A 22,184-nucleotide genomic window follows, 5' to 3' on the forward strand; every position below is an offset into this window, starting at 1 on the left:
ACTAAATACTTTCATATAGCTGAGCGTTTTTCAATCACATTCAGTGAGTGTTCAGCTAAATCAGCATATCATACCTGTCCATTCTATTTTTAACATGATGAGACTAGTATGCAAATTACCCCACAGTCACACAGTACACATGAAGCATATGGCGTCACCTCTAAAACAGCAATAAACCCAGACTCTAAGGTACACTCAACTGTTAACCAACATAAAAATAGTGCGTCAATGGATCTCGTGACCATTTCAGTTCAAGCAGCTGAACTTTTAGCTCAATCGATAGCAACGGGTGAAACGACAACCTTACCAGCGAAACCTTCGTTTCCTTATGGCGGAGACAAGGTAGAAAACTACCTTGAGTTTCGCAAAGCAAAAAACCAGTATCAAATTTATTCATATATAGCTGGATTTGCTACAGGTAACAGCAAAGGAATGTCAGCTTCAACCGTGTATTACTTATCAAATAATGATGATGCACGTGCTACTGTTGTTAATCGTAAGGCACATCAACAGCAAGTATCAGCGATGCAGACCTACGCCAAAATGGCGCAAATGATAAATGAGTAACATCTCCACACAGCAAGCCAAGATACGATCACAGTACAAAGCTAAATTCATAAACCATAACAAGAATTATTGCTCTCCCACTATTTTTTATTTACATTATCGATGACTAAAAAGGTAACTAATTGAATGCCGTTCAGTCACCAAATTATTAGCAACTGTGTACAACTCAATTGCATGCCTATACTTAACTGATATTTATCAATACTGCAGGTTAAAGATGGGGTTAATAACAGAAGATAAAGAGATAAAAGATCACATAAAAGAGGATTTAGATCTCCTCAGCGATGAAGAAGCCTTACCCATCAGGCAAGATCCTATCATTGAAAAACTGCTACAAAAATTGCCGCCTCAGATAGCTGATAGCTATACAGATATACAGCTTCAAGGTATTCGGGTTTCTCTTGGTGATCGTACTTGGGGAAAACATTTTATCGATAATCGAGGCGCTTTGGCTTTCCCTTTTATTCGTTGGCGTTTTTTTTATGTTTTTTTACTTGGAAAAAACAGGCGTGCCTACACTCGCCGCGAAAGACATGCCTCAATGTTAATGTTTATAGGCCTGATGGTGAGTTTTATCGCCATCAGCCTACTGGTTGGCATCTTTACTCTCTATATCCTTAAATCAGCACTGGGTGTCGATTTACTAGAAGGAACATCACTCGGAGTCTGGGATTGGTTTAAAGAGCTATTTTAAGCCCCTAATATCATAGTTATATCAGAGGCTAATGAATATTAACCGTTATTTATCTACCATTGGCTCATTCGGGTTAGGCAGAGAAATAATGACTTGCTCGCTTAATGTTTTCCATCTTAGATATTCAGGATGTTCTTTATTTCGTAATTCCGGATACACCTTACGCATCTTAAATATCAATTTTTTAGCTTCGTTCCATTGATCTTTTTTCACTAAATTTTCAAGATGATTCAGTGCTTGTTTAGCACTCACAACCGCCTCCCGTTGTGGCATTCTATTGTTCGGTTGGCTCTTTGCTAAGGATCCGATACTCATTTTCACGTCTTCACTTAGCGGCTCAGTTCGTTCAGTATTAATATCCGTTTGTACTTGTTGCTCTTGAACACCGGAACTGATCTGCATTAAAGCAGGTCCTGTCTTATCATGCCTGATAGACTCTTTTTGTAATGGCGTTCTCATCTGCATCATAGCTGGAGTATAAATCTCATCTGATACTATCTCCTGCGTCATCTCTTGGTTAACCAATAGCGAGGTTGCCACAAGCATCACCGAAGCTGCTGATGAAATTGGCCAGCGATAGCGACGCCAAACACTGCTTTCAACAACAAAATGATTATCCTCCATTTTTTCTACTGCGCTTTTGGCCAACGTCATGATAGCATCATCAAGCTCTGCACTTGCATTTTCCTCTGCCTGAGCACGGTACCAAAGCTGAAGGTCACGATCAAATTCAGCAGGCTTACTTGCATTATCATCTTGCATTTTCAACCTCCTGCCACTTATTCATCACACAGGCTTTTAACCCCTGATTCGCATAGCGAATACGACTCTTGGCAGCTTCAAGTGTACTGCCGACGACTTCGGCAATCCCACTAGCAGTAAACCCACCTTCCATATTCAACAACAAGGCCTCTTTTTGCACACTAGGCAAGAGTGCAATACAATGTTTGAGCAACTTAGCCTTAGCATCCTCGATTAATTGAGTATCGGGTGATTCTGTATTATTGGAAAGAAATGAATCAGCATCATGCTCTTCACTGAACACATCACTAAAGAGATCTACAGGCTTTACAGCTCTAATATGATCAACAAGTAAATTATGAGCAATGCGATATAACCAAGTCGTAAATTTTGCACTACTTTCATACCTTACAGCGGCTTTAATCACCCGGCTCCAAGTTTCTTGATAAAGATCCTCCGCCAACTGAAGATCGCCAATCTGGCGTACAAAGTAGCGATAAAGTCCCCCTTTATATTTTTGATACAAGGACTCAAATGCAGAGACATCCCCTTGAGCATATCGAAACATCAATTGTTGATCAACGTCAGCCTCGACCCGCTTATCTAATGCTTCTGCCACATGACTCTCCAAATAAATACTTTGACCTTAGTTGTCTGTATTACTCCAAGGCGTTAATGATCGAAAGTGTGCACCGCTAAACCCTCTTTGTCTATCCCAAGTTCATCTGATTGCTCCATGTAGTGTGACAACGGCTTTGCCAACAACCTTGCAGTTTTACTCAAAATCCTCACTCTCTTAATCAAAGCTGCTTAATGCCGACTGTAATGGTTTAATGAAACTGTATTGGTTACTGGCTATCAGTAGGAGCAAAAGTTAACCCACTGCTCCACCCTGATAATTCCCTTATTGTGGTATCAGTAGCTTTGAGCTTTGATACTCTTTTGCTTGAGATCAACTCCGCTGGTGATTGGTCACTGCCTGCGACTAAGGCAAAACTTGAACTCATTACTGATGTTATTAAACATATTGAAATATAAAACCTTTGCTATTCGCACCGTCATTTAATTTAACTTACATGAGACTATCTAATGACATTCAACGGTTGTCGTTGTAAAGGTATAAACGGAGGTAAAGCAGAAAGTGGTTAAGAAATATCATTAATGCACCATCCAGCTATCATAAACGTAATAAACTTAATCAACTTGAGCAATTTGCCTGCAAGGCTTCGATTAACCAGCTTGTATGTGTATAATCATGCGAAAATTTCACCTATGTCGTGTTTTTAAGCTCACCCTACGAAGGAGTATGTATGAAAGTTGGTATCATTATGGGTTCCAAATCAGACTGGCCAACCATGGAACATGCGGCGCAAATGTTAGATACATTTGGTATTGCCTATGAAACACGCGTGGTTTCAGCACATCGCACCCCACAGCTACTCGCTGAATACTCCTCAACTGCTGCAGAGCGTGGCATAAAAGTCATTATTGCTGGTGCAGGTGGTGCTGCGCACCTTCCAGGAATGGTTGCCGCACATACCAGCTTACCAGTGTTGGGAGTACCGGTTAAATCTAAAGCCCTAAACGGGATAGACTCCTTACTTTCTATTTGCCAAATGCCTAAAGGTGTCGCGGTAGGTACCTTAGCTATTGGCGATCCTGGTGCTGCCAATGCAGGTTTATTAGCGGCACAGATTTTAGGGTGTCAGCAACCTGAAATTTTTGCAAAAATAGAGGCTTTCCGTCAGGCACAAACTGACTCCATACTTCTTAACCCGGATCCTGCTATTTAATATGAACATATTAATTTTAGGTGCTGGACAACTAGCACGTATGATGAGTTTAGAGGGGGCGCCGCTGAATTTAAATGTGCGCGCTTTTGATGTTAGCTCTCAAAAAATCATTCATCCACTTACCTATCAAGTGTTTGAACAAAGCTTAGAACAAGCTATCTCCACCGTTGATGTGATCACTTCTGAGTTTGAACATATCCCTGATGATGTCTTGGCTCTGTGCTGTCAAAGTGGCAAGTTTCATCCCGGTAAAGCAGCCATTAAAACAGGGGGGGATCGCAGTATTGAGAAAGATCTACTCGATAGAACTGATGTCCCATCAGCACCCTATCAGTTGATCACACAAAAACAGCATCTCTTAGATGCCGTTTCTGTGCTCGATTTACCCCTTGTAATAAAAACTTGCCAAGCAGGGTATGATGGCAAGGGACAGTGGCGTTTAAAATCGTTAGATCAAGTTGAATCTATTTGGGCTGAAATGGCCGGATTTATTGCGAGTGGGACTGAGAGCTTCCCCCACACCATCATTGCTGAGAAGATGATCCCATTTGATCGTGAAGTATCTCTGATTGGTGTCCGTGATAAAAAGGGGAATGTAAAAACCTACCCTATCACTGAAAACCAGCATACCAATGGCATCCTCACTCTATCTCTAGCGGTTAAGGTGGATGATAACATCCAACAACAAGCAATCAATGCCTTTAACAAGCTGGCTGTATCTATGGATTATGTTGGCGTACTGGCTATCGAGTTTTTTGAGGTTTCAGGCACCTTGATGGTCAACGAAATCGCCCCTCGCGTACATAATTCGGGTCATTGGACCCAACAAGGGACTGCTTGTAGTCAATTTGAAAACCACCTACGTGCGGTGACTGGATTGCCTTTAGGAGATACTCGCGCACAAAAGCCGAGTGTGATGATCAATGTATTGGGTCAATCTACTATCCCAACGCAGGTACTAGCGATTGATGATGTTAAAAGTCACTGGTATGGTAAAACACAACGAACTGGCCGTAAAATGGGTCATATTAATGTATCTGCTGAAGACAACATCGCGTTAGGCCATAAACTACTGCTACTGTCAGAAATACTACCTGAACAAGATTATCCTGGCGTTCGGGCAATGTCAGAGCGCTTGTTACAAGGTTAACTGGCGGCTAGATAATACTAATTGGTATTATCTAGCCGATATTACACTTTTATATTTCGGTTTTTTATGCTTTAAAATCAACCGAAAAATAACCGCCATAACCAAGATGAGTCAAGATCTTCCTTACAGGTTCGATACTGCTCTGCATAGCGCTTAGATCTATCATCCACCTTTTTAGCAACCTTGACCAACCAAGCTTTTTTATTATAAGTTTTACGCTTATATCCACCCCAACCCTCGTGATAATTAAGGTATTGATTACGCGCATCCCACTTAGAGACACCATTGATTTTATTAGTTTTATAGATAAACCAGCCCATAAAATCCATGGCGTCATCAAAGTCACTGCGACTTGACCATGAATTACCCGTCTCATTGACATAATCATCCCACGTCATGGTTTTTGCTTGAGCATATCCATAAGCATCGCTGGCACGACCTATAGGAATAAAACCCAGAAAATATTCCATTGGTGGAGCGGCATTATGCTTAAATGAGCTTTCTTGATACATCATAGCCAAAGGAACGTGTACAGGAACTCCCCATTTCTCCTGAGTATTTTTAGCAGCTTCATACCAAGAGCGATTTTCTTGATAAATAGAGCATAAATTCTCAGGCTCTCGTGGAGGCGATGTGGCACAACCTGACGTTAAAATAGCCAAAATTATCACCACAATGTAAGAAGGAACTGTCATTAATTCAAATACCGAAAATCTTAATTATCGAAGACATAGTGTCACATTGATGAAGAAAAGAAGCAACTCTCACCCAATAAGTTCAAAATACAACATTACTTAACCTCAGGCAGTTCACACTCATCCTCTTCTTGTCGCCAAATTTTAGGCTCCCAAAAACCAGTGTCTACACCTCGGTATATTTTATCTGTATTAAACTTAGCAGCGAAATGATATCTCCGATTAGCCTCAACTGTGATTGATAGCTCTTTAGGTGTTCTCGCAGCCAACTTTACTTTTAATGCAGGAGAGCTAATTAGTTCAGCTAAAGTGAATGTATACTCTCCTGGAGAAAGTTGATAATTTGGCTTAGAAATAACAGGTTGACCGTTTAAATGTGTCACTACAGCACGATACAAATCTTGCTCAGGGCTAGGCTCTAGATAACCAGATACCGTACCACAATACCGACGAGTATCTGGTTGTGAAGCACAACCAGATATGAGTATCGCTAGCCCTAAAAACAGTAAATAATAATAGGATTGTGGTTTCATTTAAGCACGATTTACTTGTGTATGGCCCGCTAAACAAGGCTCAGCAAAATAATCTTCAAGAAACGAATCAAAGCTCTGAGTTGTCTCAGCTTCCATCACTCTTTGTTTTTCGATAGAGTTAGTTGCCGCGTCTCGATACGCTTGCTTAACACTTTCAGGTAGTGGGTATTCATTCAATGTTTGGTAGTAAGTTTCGGCTAAAGATTTCACCCAATAACCATGATCAATTTTAGACGTGTTTAGCTCTTTCATCACCAAGCCAGAAATTGATAATTCAGGGTCATCAACCGCTCTACGCCAATGTATCAGGGCTTCGCGATAACTTTTATCTTCTTCTCTATCAAGTAACTCACATAAACAATCAAGTTCATCAAAGAGCTGATTCATCCAGGAGGAAAGTAAAATAGGTTCACCATTTTGGCTTAACTCAAGCTCAGGCTTACGTCCCTCTAAAATAACACGGTTTAAATTACTCGAAATTTCTGCTTCCTGAAAAGCATCACTCGAAGGAGATACATTTAATAGACAGTGCAATAAAAAGAGATCTAAAAATCTGATCTGTGAAGCTTCAATGCCTATTGGGCTATGAGGATTCACATCCAATGCCCTTACTTCTATATATTCGATACCTCCTCTGGCCAGTGCTTCGGAGGGTTTTTCACCATTTTCAGTCACTCGTTTAGCCCGAATAGGTGAATAGAATTCATTTTCAATCTGTAATACATTGGCATTTAACTGGCGATATTCACCATCGACTTTAACACCTATGTCTTCAAAATTTTTAGAAGGCTTATCAATTGCCGCTTTTATACCTATCAAATATTTTTCAAGAGAATCGTAGCTAATGTCTAACTGTTCTTGTTCCTTATTGGTATAACCAAGATCACTCATTCTCAATGAAGTTGCATAAGGAAGATAGAGTGTCCCCTGACCCATTTTCTCAAATGGAATATCTGTCTCTTGTTGCTTAATAAATGAGCCACATATAGCAGGTGAAGCGCCAAATAAATAAGGTAATACCCACACCATACGGCGATAATTACGAATAAGTCCAAGATAAGATTCTGAGATAAAATCACTTTTGGCAAGTGAACTACCTGAGAATTCATACAAATTGTTCCAAAGCTCTGATGAAACTGAAAAATTAAAGTGCACTCCCGAGATAATTTGCATCTGGGCACCATATCGATAAGTCAGTCCCTTACGATACAAACTCTTCATCAACCCTTGATTAGAAATACCATAATCAGCAATGGGGATATCTTTCACATCACCAACATAGCATGGCATGCTAACTGGCCACAGTCTTTGGTTATCAAGATTTTGAACGGTAAACGCATGGGTATAAGTCAAATCTTCCAGTAAGTCATCTATGTCACGGTAAACCGGAGTAATAAACTCTAACAATGATTCACTGTAATCTGTGGTGATACGCGAGTGAGTTAACGCCGATCCTAACGCTTGTGGATGGCTGTCAAGCGCCAAGTGTCCAGAGCGATTAATCCTTAATGCCTCGCGTTCAATACCACGCTGCATCCCTTGTAGTGCATGACGACCCTCAGGGTTTGAGAGATGATCAATTAATTCATTGAAAGCGTTCAACATATTCTTCTCTTGTTTCATCATTTTCGCTTATATGTAAGTCAGAGTACACTGAGTTAATTGATGTTGGCAACCTTCATTAACAAGGCAGTTCAACAGGACAAATACACAGTGAATAGACTCCATCTCCTGTGGGATTATTCATCCTGTAAAGTAGAGCAGTATCATGTTAATGTTTTCACTTAAGCCTAACATTAACATGTTTACTGCCCACTAGCCTTCTAGATATATGGGGCAGTTTATCAAATCACAACTCTAAAATTGAGACTGGATATCCAAGTGCGTTAATATCCGCCTCGATCTTAGCTTTATCTCCAACGATGACGATGATCATTTGATCAAATCTCAATTGCTCTTTAGCTAACTTATTAAGCTCAACTTTAGTCATATTATTAGTGATTTCAGTCTGCTTATCAGTAAAATCGGCATCAAGTTCATAACGCTGAATCAGACGCATAAATCCTGCTTTTTGGTATGGTGTTTCGTAGTCTAACGCTTTACTTTGAGACACTGAGGCTTTCATAAAATCCAGCTCTTCATCAGTGATCCCGGAAGCTTGGTATCCTTTTATCTCTTTAATAAACTCAATTAATGCCAGAGATGTTACATCGGTTCGGACACTCGCTTGAGCGCCGAATAATCCCAATTCACTGCCACCAGAGAAATAACTACGTGCGCCATAGGTATAACCCTTATCCTCACGAAGGTTTAGGTTAATACGGCTATTAAAAGCCTCACCTAGCGGATAATTCATCAGATATGATTTAAAAAAGTCACCAGTGGCATCCCAAGGTAAGCCATGTTTACCTAATTTGATAACGGACTGACTAGCTCCAGGTTTATCGAGTATATAAATAGTCCCACCTTTAAGCGTCGGTAAATTTCCTAATGCTGGTAATACAGAAGCTTCTCCTTTCCAATGGGATAAGCCAGCAAGCTTAGATAAAATCTCCGCTTTATCTAAATTGCCCACAGTAACAACTTGTGCATTTCCACCTGTGTATTGTTGATGATAAAAAGCAATGACATCTTCTAACGTTAATGCTGATACCGTCTCTAACGTGCCACTTGTACTCACACCTAGCGGACTATTAGCACCATAGACCAAACCATCAAATGCGTTACTAGCTAGATAGTTTGGATCGGACATCATGTGCTGTAAACCTTGCAGCTGTTGCTGCTTAAGGCGTTGAAAATCTTTAGCTTTAAATCCAGGTTCAAACAGCCGTTCTTCGACGATAGCTAAGGTTTCATCTAAATGGGAAGTCAAACTTGATACCTTGATGAAACTTTGATACCCACTGGCTCCAAAGCTCACACTGCTGCCTAGCATTTCCAATGCTTGTGCTAGTTGCTCTGTACTGTGTTTCAAACTTGACTCATTGAGCATGGCTGCAGTTAGTCCGGCTAATCCTGCTTTTTTGACAGGCACTAACCTGTGTCCACCATTGAGATATATTAACAGCTCAACCGTTGGCGTTTCTTGACTTTCGGTACCAATGATTTCAATCCCATTCGCGAGCTTACCACGCCACAACTTAGGTGATGTTAACTCTGGTGATTTACCGGCTGCAGGCATCACACTTCGATCAAATGCTGAAATGATCTGTTGATAATTAACCCCTCCTTTCACTGCAACATTTGAAACGTGAGTGGCTGGTGGGGTATAGGTATCAGGATGGGCAATTAATTCCTTTTGTCCTTCAGGAACGACACTCATCACTACCATAGGTTTATTTTTAATATACGTATTAAAGACCCGCATGACATCCGCTTTAGTCACATTGGCATAACGAGCTAAATCTAATGCGATCATATTAGGGTTCCCCCCAAATGTTTGATTAAAGGCCAGTGCAGAGACCTTACCGGAGACACTTTGCAGGCCGAAAATAGTACCCGCTTCAAACTGCACTTTCACTTTTTGTAAATCGTCATCGGTAACGCCGCGTGCTTCAAACTCGTCAATCGAGTCTTTCATCCGCTGTTCAAGATCCTTCAATTGACTCCCTTTAGCTGGGTTAGCCAACGCATATAGTGAGAATTGACACGCCAATTCCTGACAAGGATGGCTAACCCCGGCTTGAACCGCATATCCCTCTTTCACTAAATTTTTATAAAAAATAGAGGTTTTACCACCGCCAAGAATGTTTGAAAGGAGATCGAGAGCAGCTTCATCTTTATGCCGTTCATACACTGTAGGAAAACCTATACGGATAAGCGGTAAATGTATTTTATCTTCCATTGAAATATAACGAGTTTTATCTAAAGTAACTAAAACTTTCTTATCCGCTTTAACCTCTGATCCTGATGGGATCTCACCAAAATACTGATTGACCCACGCCAAAACTTGCATTTCATCGAAGTCCCCTCCTATCGTTAACGTGGCGTTATTTGGACCATACCAACGTTTAAAGAAATGTTTAACATCATCTACACTCGCCCGTTCCAGGTCTTCAGGCCAACCAATAACGGGCCAAGAATACTGATGTCCAGCAGGATAGAAAGCTTGATTAAACAATTCCTCCATACGCCCATAAGGCTGGTTATCAATACGTTGAGCACGCTCATTTTTAACCGTTTCACGTTGAACTTCAAATTTTTTCTCCGTTAATGCAGGCAGAAAAAAGCCCATCCGATCAGACTCTAACCAGAGCATCTTTTCTAATTGATTACTCGGTACCGTTTCAAAATAATTCGTGCTATCTGTATTCGTTGAGCCATTAAGTGTTCCACCAGCTTCGGTAACCGTTTTAAAATGCTGTTCGTCGCCGACATGCTCCGAGCCCTGAAACATCATATGCTCAAAAAGATGCGCAAAGCCCGAGCGTCCTTCTAACTCACGGGCTGATCCAACGTGGTAAGTCACGTTAACATTCACTAAGGGATCTGATTTATCTTGGTGCAAAAGCACCGTAAGCCCATTGGCTAATTGATATTTTTTGTAAGCAATACCGACTTCAGATTTAGCAACACTCACAGACTCAAGCAAGGTCACACCTTGAGGTAAATTTGATTCCACTTGCTGGTTCGCACATCCCGCCAACACAGCAGAAATAGCCACGGTTAATATCCATTTTTTCACTGTCAAACCCCTTATAGACTAAGCACTACTCAGTCATTTTATCATCCATAAAGTGCAAAAGCTGCCACTAAAAGATATCGAATACACTTACCAATTAATATCATCAGAGTCGATCTAAGCAGTGGAAGTTTCATCCAACCCGCTAATAAACACAAAAGATCACCCATAAAAGGTACCCAAGAGAGCAAAAGTGCCCAATAACCATACTTTTCAATGAGTACTAAAGAGTGACGGTACTTACCCCTAGTCATCTCTTCAGGTGCTCGTGCAAACCGCCCCAAACGGCCTAAATAAAAGCTGGTCATTGCACCAAGCGAATTGCCCAACGTCGCAACAACCACTAACCAAGCCCAAGTAGAAGGATTTTCATTTAACAGCGCTACCAGTAGAATTTCAGATCCTCCCGGTAACAAGGTCGCAGCAAAAAAAGCAGCTGTGAACATTAACAATAACGCTGACATGTATAGCTTACCTAATGATAAATAATAATTTTTTATTAATGAATACTAAGAGTTTATCAAGCTAATTTCATGCTACCCACCAGGGTTATTAAAACAAAATTCACTATCACAATAAGTTATAACGAAATGGGTTTGTCTTGCAAGTAGTAGAGGCTATACAATGGCCACATCGGATTAAAACATCCTATTCATTGCTTCTATTTTGAGCATTGAAATATATTAATGACCTCTTATTTATCATAAAAATTTTGGAAGAATCATCATGTGGCAAACGATTAAGCAGATCCCCTTTTGGCAAAAGGTCCTCGCTGGCTTTATTTTAGGGGCTAGTATCGGGGTTATTTTTGGCGATTCTGCCACTGTACTAAAACCGCTAGGTGATCTATTTATCAGTGCAATTAAGATGCTAGTTGCACCATTAGTATTTTGCGCTATTGTCGTGAGCATTACTTCTCTGAACTCACAGGTAAGCCTAAAGAGGTTAAGCTTTAAAACCTTAGCGATGTTTATGTTTACTGGCACAATAGCTTCGTTAATCGGTCTTACTGTTGGCTCGCTTATCGATATGGGCGGCTCTATGGAATTAGTCGCAACTGAAGTTCGTGAACGTAATGTTCCTGGTTTTGCCCAAGTAATCCTGGATATGATCCCAGTCAATCCCTTTGCTTCGCTTGCTGAAGGTAAAGTATTACAAATCATAGTCTTCGCTGCATTAGTCGGTATTGCCATCAATAAAATCGGTGATAAAGCCACACCGCTGAAGCACGCTTTCGAAGCGGGTGCTGAGGTCATGTTCCAGCTCACTCGCATGGTGCTGCAACTCACTCCTATTGGTGTTTTCGGGTTAATGGCTTGGGTTGTCGGTGAATATGGTTTGTCCACCCTGCTCCCTTTAGGTAAATTTATTGGTGCTATTTATATCGCAGCCTTTATCCACATCATCTTTGTTTATGGAGGTTTAGTTAAATTTGTCGCTAAGGTGAGTCCTATTCAATTTTTCCGTAAAGCCATGCCTGCTCAACTTGTCGCATTCACCACAGCGTCAAGTTTTGGGACTCTACCAGCAAGTGCACGTTGTACTGAATCTATGGGTGTATCGAAACAGTACAGCGCTTTTGTATTACCTTTAGGTGCAACGATGAACATGGACGGTTGTGGAGGCATCTACCCAGCTATCGCCGCCATATTTATCGCCCAAATCTATGGGATCTCATTAGACATGACTGATTATATGCTCATTGCAGTCACAGCAACGATTGCCTCAGTAGGTACTGCAGGTGTACCAGGAAGCGCGATGGTAATGTTATCCGTGACGTTAGGTGTTGTGGGACTGCCGCTTGAAGGTATTGCCTTTATCGCCGCCATTGATCGCATCATTGATATGATGCGTACCTGTACTAATGTCACTGGCGATATGATGACTGCAGTTGTGATAGGAAAGTCAGAAGGTCAACTCGATGAAGGATTATTCTACAGTAACAAAGAAACTGAACTCAGCGAAACTTCAGCAAAAAACAGCTAAACAAACACTGGTTTAGGTTCATTTTTATCACCAAATGAATCGATATAACACAAGCCGCTTATGCGGCTTTTTTATGCCAATATTTCTACCTTATTCATTCTCTTTGTCAACTATATCAAATGACCTAAAAATGCAGGACTCAGCCATCCTATGTGGCTCCAACACGAGCATGTGGAAGTGGATTGGGTATATAATAAACGAGAATAAAACAAAATGTACGCCACTATCCCTCTAAATAGATGTCCTTATCATTTACATTCCTACACTTTTAATGGATTAATTGGCGTGTTTATAGTATAAGCTCTCTCAATTTAGCGCTATTATTCACAATCGCAGTATGCAAAGGTCTCATGTCAGATAAATTTTTTTTTAAAGGACGCAAAAATCCTAAGCCTAAACATGAGAGTTTTGGCTACAACACTAAGCGCGCTTCTAAGCTTGGCACCCCAGATAACCCACTCACTTTGGTTGTCAGTCACGAAGAGCGGAAAAAGGAAATTGAATCGCAATTAAATAAACACAACTTAACCGCTGACATACAAATTAACTCTGAAGTCAAAGAGGACATAGTAGAGCTTGAGGCAATATTAGCTCTGCCTCGGACCATTCTATCCGATAAGAAGCCGAATCGAAATGAGCCTTGCCACTGTGGAAGCGGTCAAAAATATAAGAAGTGTTGTGGATGAAAACAAGCAAGATCCTGTAGATCTATCTACAGGATCTCATTCACATCGCTCATTATACCCACACTAATTGAGGTCATTCGAGGCCAACTTTATCCCCCTAACCAAGTACAGCGATTAATACTCCTGCAGCGACAGCAGAGCCTAGCACTCCAGCAACATTAGGCCCCATGGCATGCATCAATAAGTAGTTATGTTGATTAGACTCTAAACCCACTTTATTAACCACTCTTGCAGCCATAGGAACCGCCGAGACACCCGCAGCACCGATCAAAGGATTAATCTTCCCACCAGATAGCTTAGACATCAACTTTGCCATACACACGCCGGTAGCGGTTCCTATCGCAAATGCTATCGCACCAAGTAACAAGATCCCCAATGTTTCCAGTTGCAAGAATTTCTCAGCGGATAGTTTTGAACCCACAGCCAAACCGAGAAAAATAGTCACGATATTAATCAATTCATTTTGCGCTGTGCTTGATAGTCTATCTACCACTCCCGACTCACGCATCAAATTGCCTAAGCAAAACATACCAACTAAAGGCGTCGCTGCTGGCAGGAATAAAATGGTTAAACCCAGTACCATAAGTGGAAAGATAATTTTCTCTTTCTTACTCACTTCACGTAATTGCTCCATTTTAATTTGACGTTCAGACTCTGTCGTCAACAGCCTCATGATTGGAGGTTGGATCAAAGGTACTAAAGCCATGTAGGAATAGGCTGCAACCGCAATGGCTCCAAGTAGATCAGGAGCGAGCTTAGAGGCCAAGAAAATGGCCGTCGGCCCATCAGCTCCTCCAATGATGGCAATGGCACCAGCATCTTTCATACTAAACTCAAAACCTGGCACAAAGTTAAGTGCTACTGCACCAATCAAAGTAGCAAAGATCCCAAATTGAGCAGCAGCACCAAGTAGCAACATTTTAGGGTTAGCAATTAACGCCCCAAAATCAGTTAACGCGCCCACTCCCATAAATATGAGTAATGGGAATATTCCTGTTTCAATCCCCGCATGATAAGCAAAATAAAGCAGTCCACCTTCTTCCGTAAAGCCCCCATTAGGGATATTTGCCAAGATAGCACCAAAGCCTATCGGTAAAAGTAATAAAGGCTCAAACTGTCTCACAATAGCAAGATAAAGGAGTAAAGCACCTACTCCCATCATTAATAATTGGCCACCGGTAAAATTCGCGATTCCTGACTCAGACCAAAATGCAATTAATCCTTCCATCTAAACTCCTATGCCAAATCTAATAATTGATGACCAACGGAAACAGAGTCCCCCTCTTTAACCCAGATGTTATTGATCACGCCATCAGCTTCTGCACGTATTTCCGTTTCCATCTTCATCGCTTCTAATATAATCACCACATCGCCTTCATTCACAGCATCACCCACAACGACATTGACTTGAAAAATATTTCCTGACAGAGGTGAATTCATCGATAGTTTGGTAGCACTACCTTTTGTTATGTCCGTATGTGATGCCACTGGTGACGTAAAAGTTTCCCCTTTTTTCACTGGACATATTTCATTGATATTTCCCCCTTGTGATACCTCAACAACAAAGCTCTGGCCTTGTACATTCACGGTATAAGTTTCAATGCCACGATCTTGAGATGCGGTATTTTGAGGTTCGATCTTAGGATCCAATGTTGGCTTTGGTTCAAAAGTATTAGGATTATTTCTATTCTTAATAAATTTCAACCCTATTTGTGGAAACAATGCATAAGTTAGTACATCCTCAGACAACTCTTGAGCTAACTCAAGCTTCTCTTCATCGGCTTTAGCTATTAACTCTTGGGTTAACTTGGCTAATTCTGGTAAAAGTAAATCTGCCGGACGACAAGTAATAGCCTCACCACCATTGAGCACCTTAGCTTGCAACTCCAAATTCACCGGAGCTGGTGTCGCACCATATTCACCTTTTAATACACCTTCAGTCTCCTTTGTTAATGTTTTATATCGCTCCCCCGTCAACACATTAATGACTGCTTGAGTTCCCACTATCTGCGATGTCGGCGTCACTAATGGAAGAAAGCCGAGATCTTCGCGCACCCTAGGTATCTCTTCGAGGACTAAATCTAACTTATCGATTGCTTGCTGTTCTTTTAATTGTATTTCAAGGTTAGTTAACATCCCACCCGGTACTTGAGCACGTAAAATACGAGAATCAATTCCTTTTAACTCTCCTTCAAACTGAGCATACTTCTTACGAACGTCTCTAAAATACGCTGAGATATCCTCGAGCAAAGCCATATCGTAGCCTGTTGCTCTATCTGTATCTTCAACCATAGCAACTAACGTTTCTGTCGCGCTGTGGCCGTACGTTTGGCTCATGGATGAAATAGCGGTATCGAGAACATCGATCCCTGCCTCAATGGCTTTTTGATATGTCGCAGTACTTAGGCCTGTCGTGGCATGACAATGCATAGAAACGATAAGGTCTGTTTGAGATTTAATTTGGCTTATCATGTCAAATGCATCAAAAGGCTTAAGTAAGCCAGCCATATCCTTGATACATATAGAGTGACATCCCATGTCCTCAAGACGTTTAGCCATATCAACCCAAGTATCTATATTGTGCACAGGACTTTGGGTGTAAGAAATTGTCCCCTGAGCATGCCCTCCGACTTCAACGACTGACTTTACCGCGACAGCTAAATTACGCACATCATTCATCGCATCAAATATACGAAATATATCCACACCATTGCTATGTGCACGTTCAACAAACTTATATACAAGATCATCAGCATAATGACGATAACCTAAAAGATTTTGCCCACGTAATAACATTTGTTGTGGTGTATTTGGCATTGCCTTTTTTAACTCTCGGATCCGTTCCCATGGATCTTCACCTAAATAACGGATACAAGAATCAAATGTCGCTCCCCCCCATGACTCTAAAGACCAAAAACCCACTTTATCCAATAATGATGCGATAGGCAGCATATCTTCAGTTCGAAGACGAGTGGCCAGAATTGATTGGTGTGCATCTCTTAAAACAACATCGGTTAACGCTAATGGCTTACTCATAGAACATTCCTACTCTTATTATTATAATTGTGCTCGATATTGTTGAATAGCCACAGTAATGGCTGCAACTATTTTGGGATCAATATCCTGGTTGTTAACATCAACTCTATCTTTGATCACAGCTTTAGCGGATACAGGCAATGGAGCAAATTTCCATGCCACCAATTTAATCGCTAAAATCAGTATCATTAAAAAAACAAACACCAAACTCATGCCTAAAAGCATGATGCCAAACGATACAACAATTTGTTCTGATATCGAGTCCATATCATCCTCTTTAATTAGGCTACTTTGTGAAGCATTTACCATGTCACCGACTTTCAATAAACTTAGTTCTACATCATATCTAGGAAAACAATTTTTATTCGTCATGACAATAAAACACCTCATTGTGACAATTAAATTTGTTAAGGATATAAATTTATTCGCACCTGCTATAGCCGAAAACAATGATCAAGTTCTAACAAAATAGCGTATCAATTGTAAATTGGTCATACCAAATAAAAATAGATCTACCACTAGGAAATGCATTATTCACAAAATAAATGACAATTTATTGGATAATAAATAGAACCCAAACGATTTAAAATCACTTCGTTAATAAAAATCACACAAATCAGATGGGATTCATTCTAATGAAAAGAATAGTAATATGGCACAGTGGCACCCAATATCATTCTTAAGTATTGCATGACAAGGATCAGTGCTGTACTGCCAGTATTGAGGACATACACAAACTCATCCAAAATACTTATTTTAAATCAGCAATGGAGTAGCAAAATACGGCTGGACTAAAAGAGGGAGCTTACTCGATTATCAATATCACAACACCATAATGAGACTTGACAGTAACGCACTATGAGCCAGATAAGAAGATACCATCAGATTGTGACTTTGAAGCCTAATATTTTTAAATAGATTGTATGTGTTTATATAGAGAGAGATGATATTGATGACTTGATATGATAGGTATTGTATATATATTTCACGTTAAGCGAGATCTAACACTTAGATATGTGTATATTTATTACGTATGATGAAAATTATCTATAATATTCAATATGGTGCGGATGGGAGGAGTCGAACCTCCGACCGCCTGGTTCGTAGCCAGGTACTCTATCCAGCTGAGCTACATCCGCATATACTGATTAACGTCTACTTTTAAACCACAAAGTATTACAACAATGAATCAGGTGAGTGTAATAACTGATTCGATCAAATGGCGGAGAGGGAGGGATTCGAACCCTCGATGGGATTTAAAGCCCATACTCCCTTAGCAGGGGAGCGCCTTCGGCCACTCGGCCACCTCTCCTAACGTGATAAATGGTGCGGATGGGAGGAGTCGAACCTCCGACCGCCTGGTTCGTAGCCAGGTACTCTATCCAGCTGAGCTACATCCGCTCATTTATCTTTCTACTTGAACCTATAATATAGGTTATTTCACTTCCCGTTATGACTAACAAAAAATAAAATGTGGTGCGGATGGGAGGAGTCGAACCTCCGACCGCCTGGTTCGTAGCCAGGTACTCTATCCAGCTGAGCTACATCCGCTAATTTATCTTTCTATTTGCACCTACTAACATAGGCTATATCATTTTTCGTTATTACTAACAAAAATCAAATGTGGTGCGGATGGGAGGAGTCGAACCTCCGACCGCCTGGTTCGTAGCCAGGTACTCTATCCAGCTGAGCTACATCCGCAACGTGTTTCAATCAATTCCGTCATCTTACAAAAATGGTGCGGATGGGAGGAGTCGAACCTCCGACCGCCTGGTTCGTAGCCAGGTACTCTATCCAGCTGAGCTACATCCGCAACGTATTTGTCATTAAGAAATGGCGGAGAGGGAGGGATTCGAACCCTCGATGGGATTTAAAGCCCATACTCCCTTAGCAGGGGAGCGCCTTCGGCCACTCGGCCACCTCTCCGTTTCTTGGCGCACATATTACTGTTTGAATAAAATAAGTCAAACCATTTCTTATAAAGGGTTGCTAACTGGGGTGTTTTTAAACAGATTAGACAAATAACGCTCGACTTAGAGATATTAGTGCATTATTTCCCTCAAAAGACGCACCAAAAAAAGATAACTATCTTCATTTTAAAAATAAAAAAACCAGTTAATTACTGGTTTTTTTATCAGCTAATTTTTAAAGGTGGTATAAAACTAAAAGTTACCACCTTCTGAAGTATTTCCAGCTTTCTCTGATTGAATACGCTGGTAGATCTCTTCACGATGTACTGAAACCTCTTTAGGTGCATTGACACCGATACGCACTTGGTTGCCCTTAACGCCTAAAACAGTGACAGTTACTTCATCACCAATCATCAGTGTTTCACCAACACGACGAGTCAATATCAGCATTCGTTTGCTCCTTTAATTCTAATCTTCTCTAAACGGCACTAATCCGTTATATGCTTATTACAAGGTTAGTACAAATTAATAGTACTCAACCTTAAAAACATCATTTTAATACGGTAGATTCACAATAAACCGTATTATACACCACTACTAGCCTGATACTAAAAACAAACCAGAAGCAGGTATAATACTATACTTGCTTTATACTAAAAATAAGTCTGAAGCAGTATAAATACTATCTACACTGCAATTAACCTAGCATTAAAAGTTTAAAATCCCAAGGTTAAAGCTATTATTGTGTCATAATAATGATATTATCAACAAAAACCCCACACAAAAACAACCCACCAATCACACAAGTTACGATATGCATTAGAACTTATAGTATACTTGCCTAACAAAAAAATGATTAATATAACTAAAAGTACAACAAAATAAACGCCTTAATGATTCAATCAAGGCACTTAAATACCATGCACTAATGTCTTAAACCAAACGCTCGGCAAGCCATGGTATTACTTTTTCTAACGCTAAATCCAAATATTCAGGCTGAGTTCCACCCGCTTGTGCCATATCTGGGCGTCCGCCACCTTTACCACCAACTTGGGTTGCTATCGATGCCACCAACTCTCCCGCTTTGACCTTAGCGGTTAAATCTTTAGTGACACCCACAATTAAATTAACTTTAGCTTCTCCGCTAATAGCAAGTACAACAATACCTGAGCCTAACTTTTGTTTAAGCTCGTCTTGTAAACCACGTAACGAACTGGCATCGACACCCACTAATTTTTTAACCAAAACGTTAACGCCATTAATTTTTTCAGCCTCACTGGCTAAATCTGCACTTGTTGCTGCGGCAAGTTTATCCTTAAGTTGAGATAACTCTTTTTCAAGCAGTTTGGTTCGTTCCAACTGAGCTTTAAGCTTAATAACAACTGATTGGTTGTCTGTTTTAAGCAATGTAGCAGCTTGATCTAATTCTGTTTTTTGCACTGCAATATACTCCATCGCAGCAGCACCCGTTACCGCTTCAATACGACGTACACCAGCTGCAATACCACCTTCAGAGGTGATTTTAAACAAACCAATATCACCTGTGCGACCAACATGGGTACCACCACAAAGTTCAATGGAGAAGTCCCCCATGGTTACAACGCGCACTTCATCTGTATATTTTTCACCAAAAAGTGCCATCGCTCCCTTCTCTTTGGCTTGCTCGATACCCATCACTTCTGTGCTTAATTTATGGTTATGACGGATCTGTGTGTTAACAAGATCTTCAACGGCCTTCAGCTCTTCAGGTTTCACACTTTCAAAATGAGAAAAGTCGAAGCGTAGCCTTTCAGAATCAACTAGAGAGCCTTTTTGACAAACATGAGTTCCCAGTAATTGGCGTAAGGATTCGTGTAATAAGTGAGTAACAGAGTGATTTAATCCCGTTTGATGACGCAGCTTCTCATCGACCATAGCTTCGACAGTATCACCAATGGAAAGAGTACCTGAATTCAAACGTCCTTGATGACCAATAGCCTGTCCGTACTTTTGCGTATCTACAACGTTAAAATCAATACCTTTGGCAGTTAACAAACCTTTGTCACCACATTGTCCACCCGATTCACCATAAAATGGTGTGCTATCGAGCACAATTACGCCATCTTCATCAAGATTCAAAGTATCTGTGAGCTCACCCGCTTTATAAATAGCAGTCACCTTACTTTGCGTTCTTAATTCGGTATAACCCGAAAAATGAGTCTCTTCATCAATTTTCAGCTTATCATTGTAATCGGTATCGAACTGGCCAGCAGCTTGAGCACGGCTTCTCTGCGCAGCCATCGCCATTTCAAACCCTACTTCATCAACGGTGATCTCACGCTCTCGGCATACATCTGCCGTCAAATCGACAGGAAAACCATAAGTATCATAAAGCTTAAATGCGGTGTCGCCATCTAATACATTTCCTTTCAATTCATTCAAAGCTCCATCAAGAATGCCGAGACCACGCTCTAGAGTGCGCGCGAATTGCTCTTCTTCAGCTTTCAATGATTTTTCTACAATAGCCTGTGTCGTAATTAAACCTTTGGCGGCATCTCCCATCACTTCGATAAGAGTCGGCACTAACTGATAAAAGAAAGAGTCTGTCGCCCCTAGCTTATTCCCGTGACGCACTGCTCGACGAATAATACGGCGAAGAACATATCCACGACCTTCATTCGATGGCATCACACCATCAGCAATAAGGAAGGCGCAAGAACGAATATGATCTGAGATAACGCATAATGATTTATTTTTTAAATCTGTAACCTTCAAAATCTCAGCCGTTTTCTTAATCAAAGTTTGAAAGATATCAATTTCATAATTTGAATGCACTCCCTGCATAATGGCAGCAATACGCTCAATCCCCATACCGGTATCGACTGACGGTTTTGGAAGCGGCAACATATCACCATTGGCTTGGCGATTGTATTGCATAAATACAATATTCCAGATCTCAATAAAACGGTCACCATCTTCTTCTGCGGTACCAGGACGACCACCCCAAATGTGTTCACCATGATCATAAAAGATCTCAGAACAAGGACCACAAGGACCAGTATCACCCATCTGCCAGAAGTTATCAGACGCATATTCGGATCCTTTATTATCGCCAATACGGATCAGGTTTTCCGCTGGAACACCTATTTCCTGCGTCCAGATATTGTAGGCCTCATCATCAGTTTCATAGACAGTCACACACAAACGTTCTTTAGGAAGCTTCAACTCTTGAGTTAAAAAATCCCATGCAAATCCAATCGCTTCACGCTTAAAGTAATCACCAAAACTAAAATTACCTAGCATTTCAAAAAAAGTGTGATGACGAGCCGTATAACCCACGTTATCTAAATCATTGTGCTTACCACCCGCGCGTACACTACGCTGAGAAGAGGTTGCTCGAGTGTAACTCCGCTTGTCTTCTCCAAGAAATACATCTTTAAACTGGTTCATACCTGCATTAGTGAACAATAAGGTTGGATCATTAACAGGTACCAGTGAACTACTGTCTACAACCTGATGACCGTTAGTGCGGAAATACGCTAAGAAAGCACTTCTTAGCGCTGCAGTGGTTTGATACATGAAATCATCCTGAATTAAGTTAAGCTAACAGTGAGTATTAAAATCACCAACATACTATCTAGCCGGACATTATAATCAGTCTATAGGATAACAACCAGAAATTTAGAGTATGGAGAGATGGAAAAGAAATTAAGTTAGCAGTCTAAAGCACATT

The 22,184-nt window shown here is 40.7% G+C and carries 18 protein-coding genes and 7 tRNA genes; 6 read left to right on the forward strand and 19 right to left on the reverse strand.

All coding sequences use genetic code 11. The features are described from left to right. The first annotated feature begins 108 nt into the window (after positions 1 to 108). Together HQQ94_RS16820 and HQQ94_RS16825 are read left to right on the forward strand one after the other, a co-directional pair. Positions 109 to 567 carry a hypothetical protein gene (locus HQQ94_RS16820; protein WP_173295495.1) on the forward strand — a complete coding sequence of 153 codons (459 nt, stop codon included), beginning with the start codon at positions 109 to 111 and terminating at the stop codon, positions 565 to 567. A gap of 217 nt (positions 568 to 784) precedes the next feature. After that, positions 785 to 1,261 carry a hypothetical protein gene (locus tag HQQ94_RS16825; RefSeq protein WP_217274053.1) on the forward strand — a complete coding sequence of 159 codons (477 nt, stop codon included), beginning with the start codon at positions 785 to 787 and terminating at the stop codon, positions 1,259 to 1,261. A 45-nt stretch (positions 1,262 to 1,306) separates the two neighbouring features. Here HQQ94_RS16825 and HQQ94_RS16830 read toward each other — a convergent pair whose 3' ends face one another. Then, positions 1,307 to 2,023 (reverse strand): hypothetical protein, encoded by a 717-nt coding sequence (locus HQQ94_RS16830; protein WP_173295496.1) that lies wholly within the window; start codon positions 2,021 to 2,023, stop codon positions 1,307 to 1,309. Then, positions 2,013 to 2,570 carry a sigma-70 family RNA polymerase sigma factor gene (locus HQQ94_RS16835; RefSeq protein WP_173296688.1) on the reverse strand — a complete coding sequence of 186 codons (558 nt, stop codon included), beginning with the start codon at positions 2,568 to 2,570 and terminating at the stop codon, positions 2,013 to 2,015. The genes HQQ94_RS16830 and HQQ94_RS16835 overlap by 11 nt, the downstream gene beginning before the upstream one ends. Before the next feature lie 742 nt (positions 2,571 to 3,312). Between HQQ94_RS16835 and purE the strand changes: the two genes are divergently transcribed. Together purE and HQQ94_RS16845 are read left to right on the forward strand one after the other, a co-directional pair. After that, on the forward strand, positions 3,313 to 3,795 hold the full coding sequence (purE, locus tag HQQ94_RS16840; RefSeq protein WP_173295497.1) for a 5-(carboxyamino)imidazole ribonucleotide mutase: 483 nt from the start codon (positions 3,313 to 3,315) through the stop codon (positions 3,793 to 3,795). Between the two features lies 1 nt (position 3,796). Continuing rightward, a complete protein-coding gene (locus tag HQQ94_RS16845) occupies positions 3,797 to 4,945 on the forward strand; it encodes a 5-(carboxyamino)imidazole ribonucleotide synthase (protein ID WP_173295498.1) in 1,149 nt (382 codons plus the stop codon). A gap of 77 nt (positions 4,946 to 5,022) precedes the next feature. Here the strand turns inward: HQQ94_RS16845 and HQQ94_RS16850 are convergent, their stop codons facing one another. From HQQ94_RS16850 to HQQ94_RS16870, 5 genes are all read right to left on the reverse strand, one after another. After that, entirely contained in the window at positions 5,023 to 5,640 is a 618-nt protein-coding gene (locus HQQ94_RS16850; RefSeq protein WP_173295499.1) for a hypothetical protein, read from the reverse strand. Positions 5,641 to 5,735: 95 nt separating this feature from the next. Continuing rightward, positions 5,736 to 6,173 carry a hypothetical protein gene (locus HQQ94_RS16855; RefSeq protein ID WP_173295500.1) on the reverse strand — a complete coding sequence of 146 codons (438 nt, stop codon included), beginning with the start codon at positions 6,171 to 6,173 and terminating at the stop codon, positions 5,736 to 5,738. Next, entirely contained in the window at positions 6,174 to 7,799 is a 1,626-nt protein-coding gene (gene gshA / locus HQQ94_RS16860) for a glutamate--cysteine ligase (RefSeq protein ID WP_173295501.1), read from the reverse strand. It abuts the gene before it with no gap. A 223-nt stretch (positions 7,800 to 8,022) separates the two neighbouring features. Further along, positions 8,023 to 10,857 (reverse strand): pitrilysin family protein, encoded by a 2,835-nt coding sequence (locus tag HQQ94_RS16865; RefSeq protein ID WP_173295502.1) that lies wholly within the window; start codon positions 10,855 to 10,857, stop codon positions 8,023 to 8,025. A gap of 41 nt (positions 10,858 to 10,898) precedes the next feature. Next, the gene (locus tag HQQ94_RS16870) at positions 10,899 to 11,318 is read right to left on the reverse strand and encodes a YqaA family protein (RefSeq protein ID WP_173295503.1); all 420 of its coding nucleotides are present in this window, start codon (positions 11,316 to 11,318) and stop codon (positions 10,899 to 10,901) included. Positions 11,319 to 11,577: 259 nt separating this feature from the next. Between HQQ94_RS16870 and HQQ94_RS16875 the strand changes: the two genes are divergently transcribed. Together HQQ94_RS16875 and HQQ94_RS16880 are read left to right on the forward strand one after the other, a co-directional pair. Next, the gene (locus HQQ94_RS16875) at positions 11,578 to 12,840 is read left to right on the forward strand and encodes a dicarboxylate/amino acid:cation symporter (protein ID WP_173296689.1); all 1,263 of its coding nucleotides are present in this window, start codon (positions 11,578 to 11,580) and stop codon (positions 12,838 to 12,840) included. Between the two features lie 350 nt (positions 12,841 to 13,190). Continuing rightward, positions 13,191 to 13,526: a PBPRA1643 family SWIM/SEC-C metal-binding motif protein gene (locus HQQ94_RS16880; RefSeq protein ID WP_173295504.1), complete on the forward strand. Its 336-nt coding sequence runs from the start codon at positions 13,191 to 13,193 to the stop codon at positions 13,524 to 13,526. A 97-nt stretch (positions 13,527 to 13,623) separates the two neighbouring features. On the opposite strand, the gene HQQ94_RS16885 is transcribed toward HQQ94_RS16880, so the two are convergent. The 12 genes from HQQ94_RS16885 to alaS form a co-directional block, all read right to left on the reverse strand. Then, positions 13,624 to 14,754 carry a sodium ion-translocating decarboxylase subunit beta gene (locus HQQ94_RS16885; RefSeq protein WP_173295505.1) on the reverse strand — a complete coding sequence of 377 codons (1,131 nt, stop codon included), beginning with the start codon at positions 14,752 to 14,754 and terminating at the stop codon, positions 13,624 to 13,626. An 8-nt stretch (positions 14,755 to 14,762) separates the two neighbouring features. Next, a complete protein-coding gene (oadA, locus tag HQQ94_RS16890; protein ID WP_173295506.1) occupies positions 14,763 to 16,562 on the reverse strand; it encodes a sodium-extruding oxaloacetate decarboxylase subunit alpha in 1,800 nt (599 codons plus the stop codon). 21 nt (positions 16,563 to 16,583) lie between these two features. Then, complete coding sequence (locus HQQ94_RS16895) at positions 16,584 to 16,934, reverse strand: OadG family protein (protein WP_254304087.1); 351 nt, start codon at positions 16,932 to 16,934, stop codon at positions 16,584 to 16,586. A 690-nt stretch (positions 16,935 to 17,624) separates the two neighbouring features. Further along, a tRNA-Arg gene (locus HQQ94_RS16900) sits at positions 17,625 to 17,701 on the reverse strand. An 81-nt stretch (positions 17,702 to 17,782) separates the two neighbouring features. Beyond that, a tRNA-Ser gene (locus HQQ94_RS16905) sits at positions 17,783 to 17,874 on the reverse strand. Between the two features lie 12 nt (positions 17,875 to 17,886). After that, a tRNA-Arg gene (locus tag HQQ94_RS16910) sits at positions 17,887 to 17,963 on the reverse strand. 73 nt (positions 17,964 to 18,036) lie between these two features. Continuing rightward, a tRNA-Arg gene (locus HQQ94_RS16915) sits at positions 18,037 to 18,113 on the reverse strand. Between the two features lie 73 nt (positions 18,114 to 18,186). After that, a tRNA-Arg gene (locus HQQ94_RS16920) sits at positions 18,187 to 18,263 on the reverse strand. Between the two features lie 35 nt (positions 18,264 to 18,298). After that, positions 18,299 to 18,375: transfer RNA gene (locus tag HQQ94_RS16925), tRNA-Arg, on the reverse strand. A 21-nt stretch (positions 18,376 to 18,396) separates the two neighbouring features. Then, positions 18,397 to 18,488 (reverse strand) — tRNA-Ser (locus HQQ94_RS16930). A gap of 236 nt (positions 18,489 to 18,724) precedes the next feature. After that, positions 18,725 to 18,922 carry a carbon storage regulator CsrA gene (gene csrA / locus HQQ94_RS16935; RefSeq protein WP_173295507.1) on the reverse strand — a complete coding sequence of 66 codons (198 nt, stop codon included), beginning with the start codon at positions 18,920 to 18,922 and terminating at the stop codon, positions 18,725 to 18,727. Between the two features lie 483 nt (positions 18,923 to 19,405). Further along, positions 19,406 to 22,030 carry an alanine--tRNA ligase gene (alaS, locus tag HQQ94_RS16940; RefSeq protein WP_173295508.1) on the reverse strand — a complete coding sequence of 875 codons (2,625 nt, stop codon included), beginning with the start codon at positions 22,028 to 22,030 and terminating at the stop codon, positions 19,406 to 19,408. Between the last annotated feature and the right edge of the window lie 154 nt (positions 22,031 to 22,184).

Origin of the sequence: Shewanella sp. VB17 (assembly GCF_013248905.1) — a bacterium.
GTDB lineage: Bacteria > Pseudomonadota > Gammaproteobacteria > Enterobacterales > Shewanellaceae > Shewanella.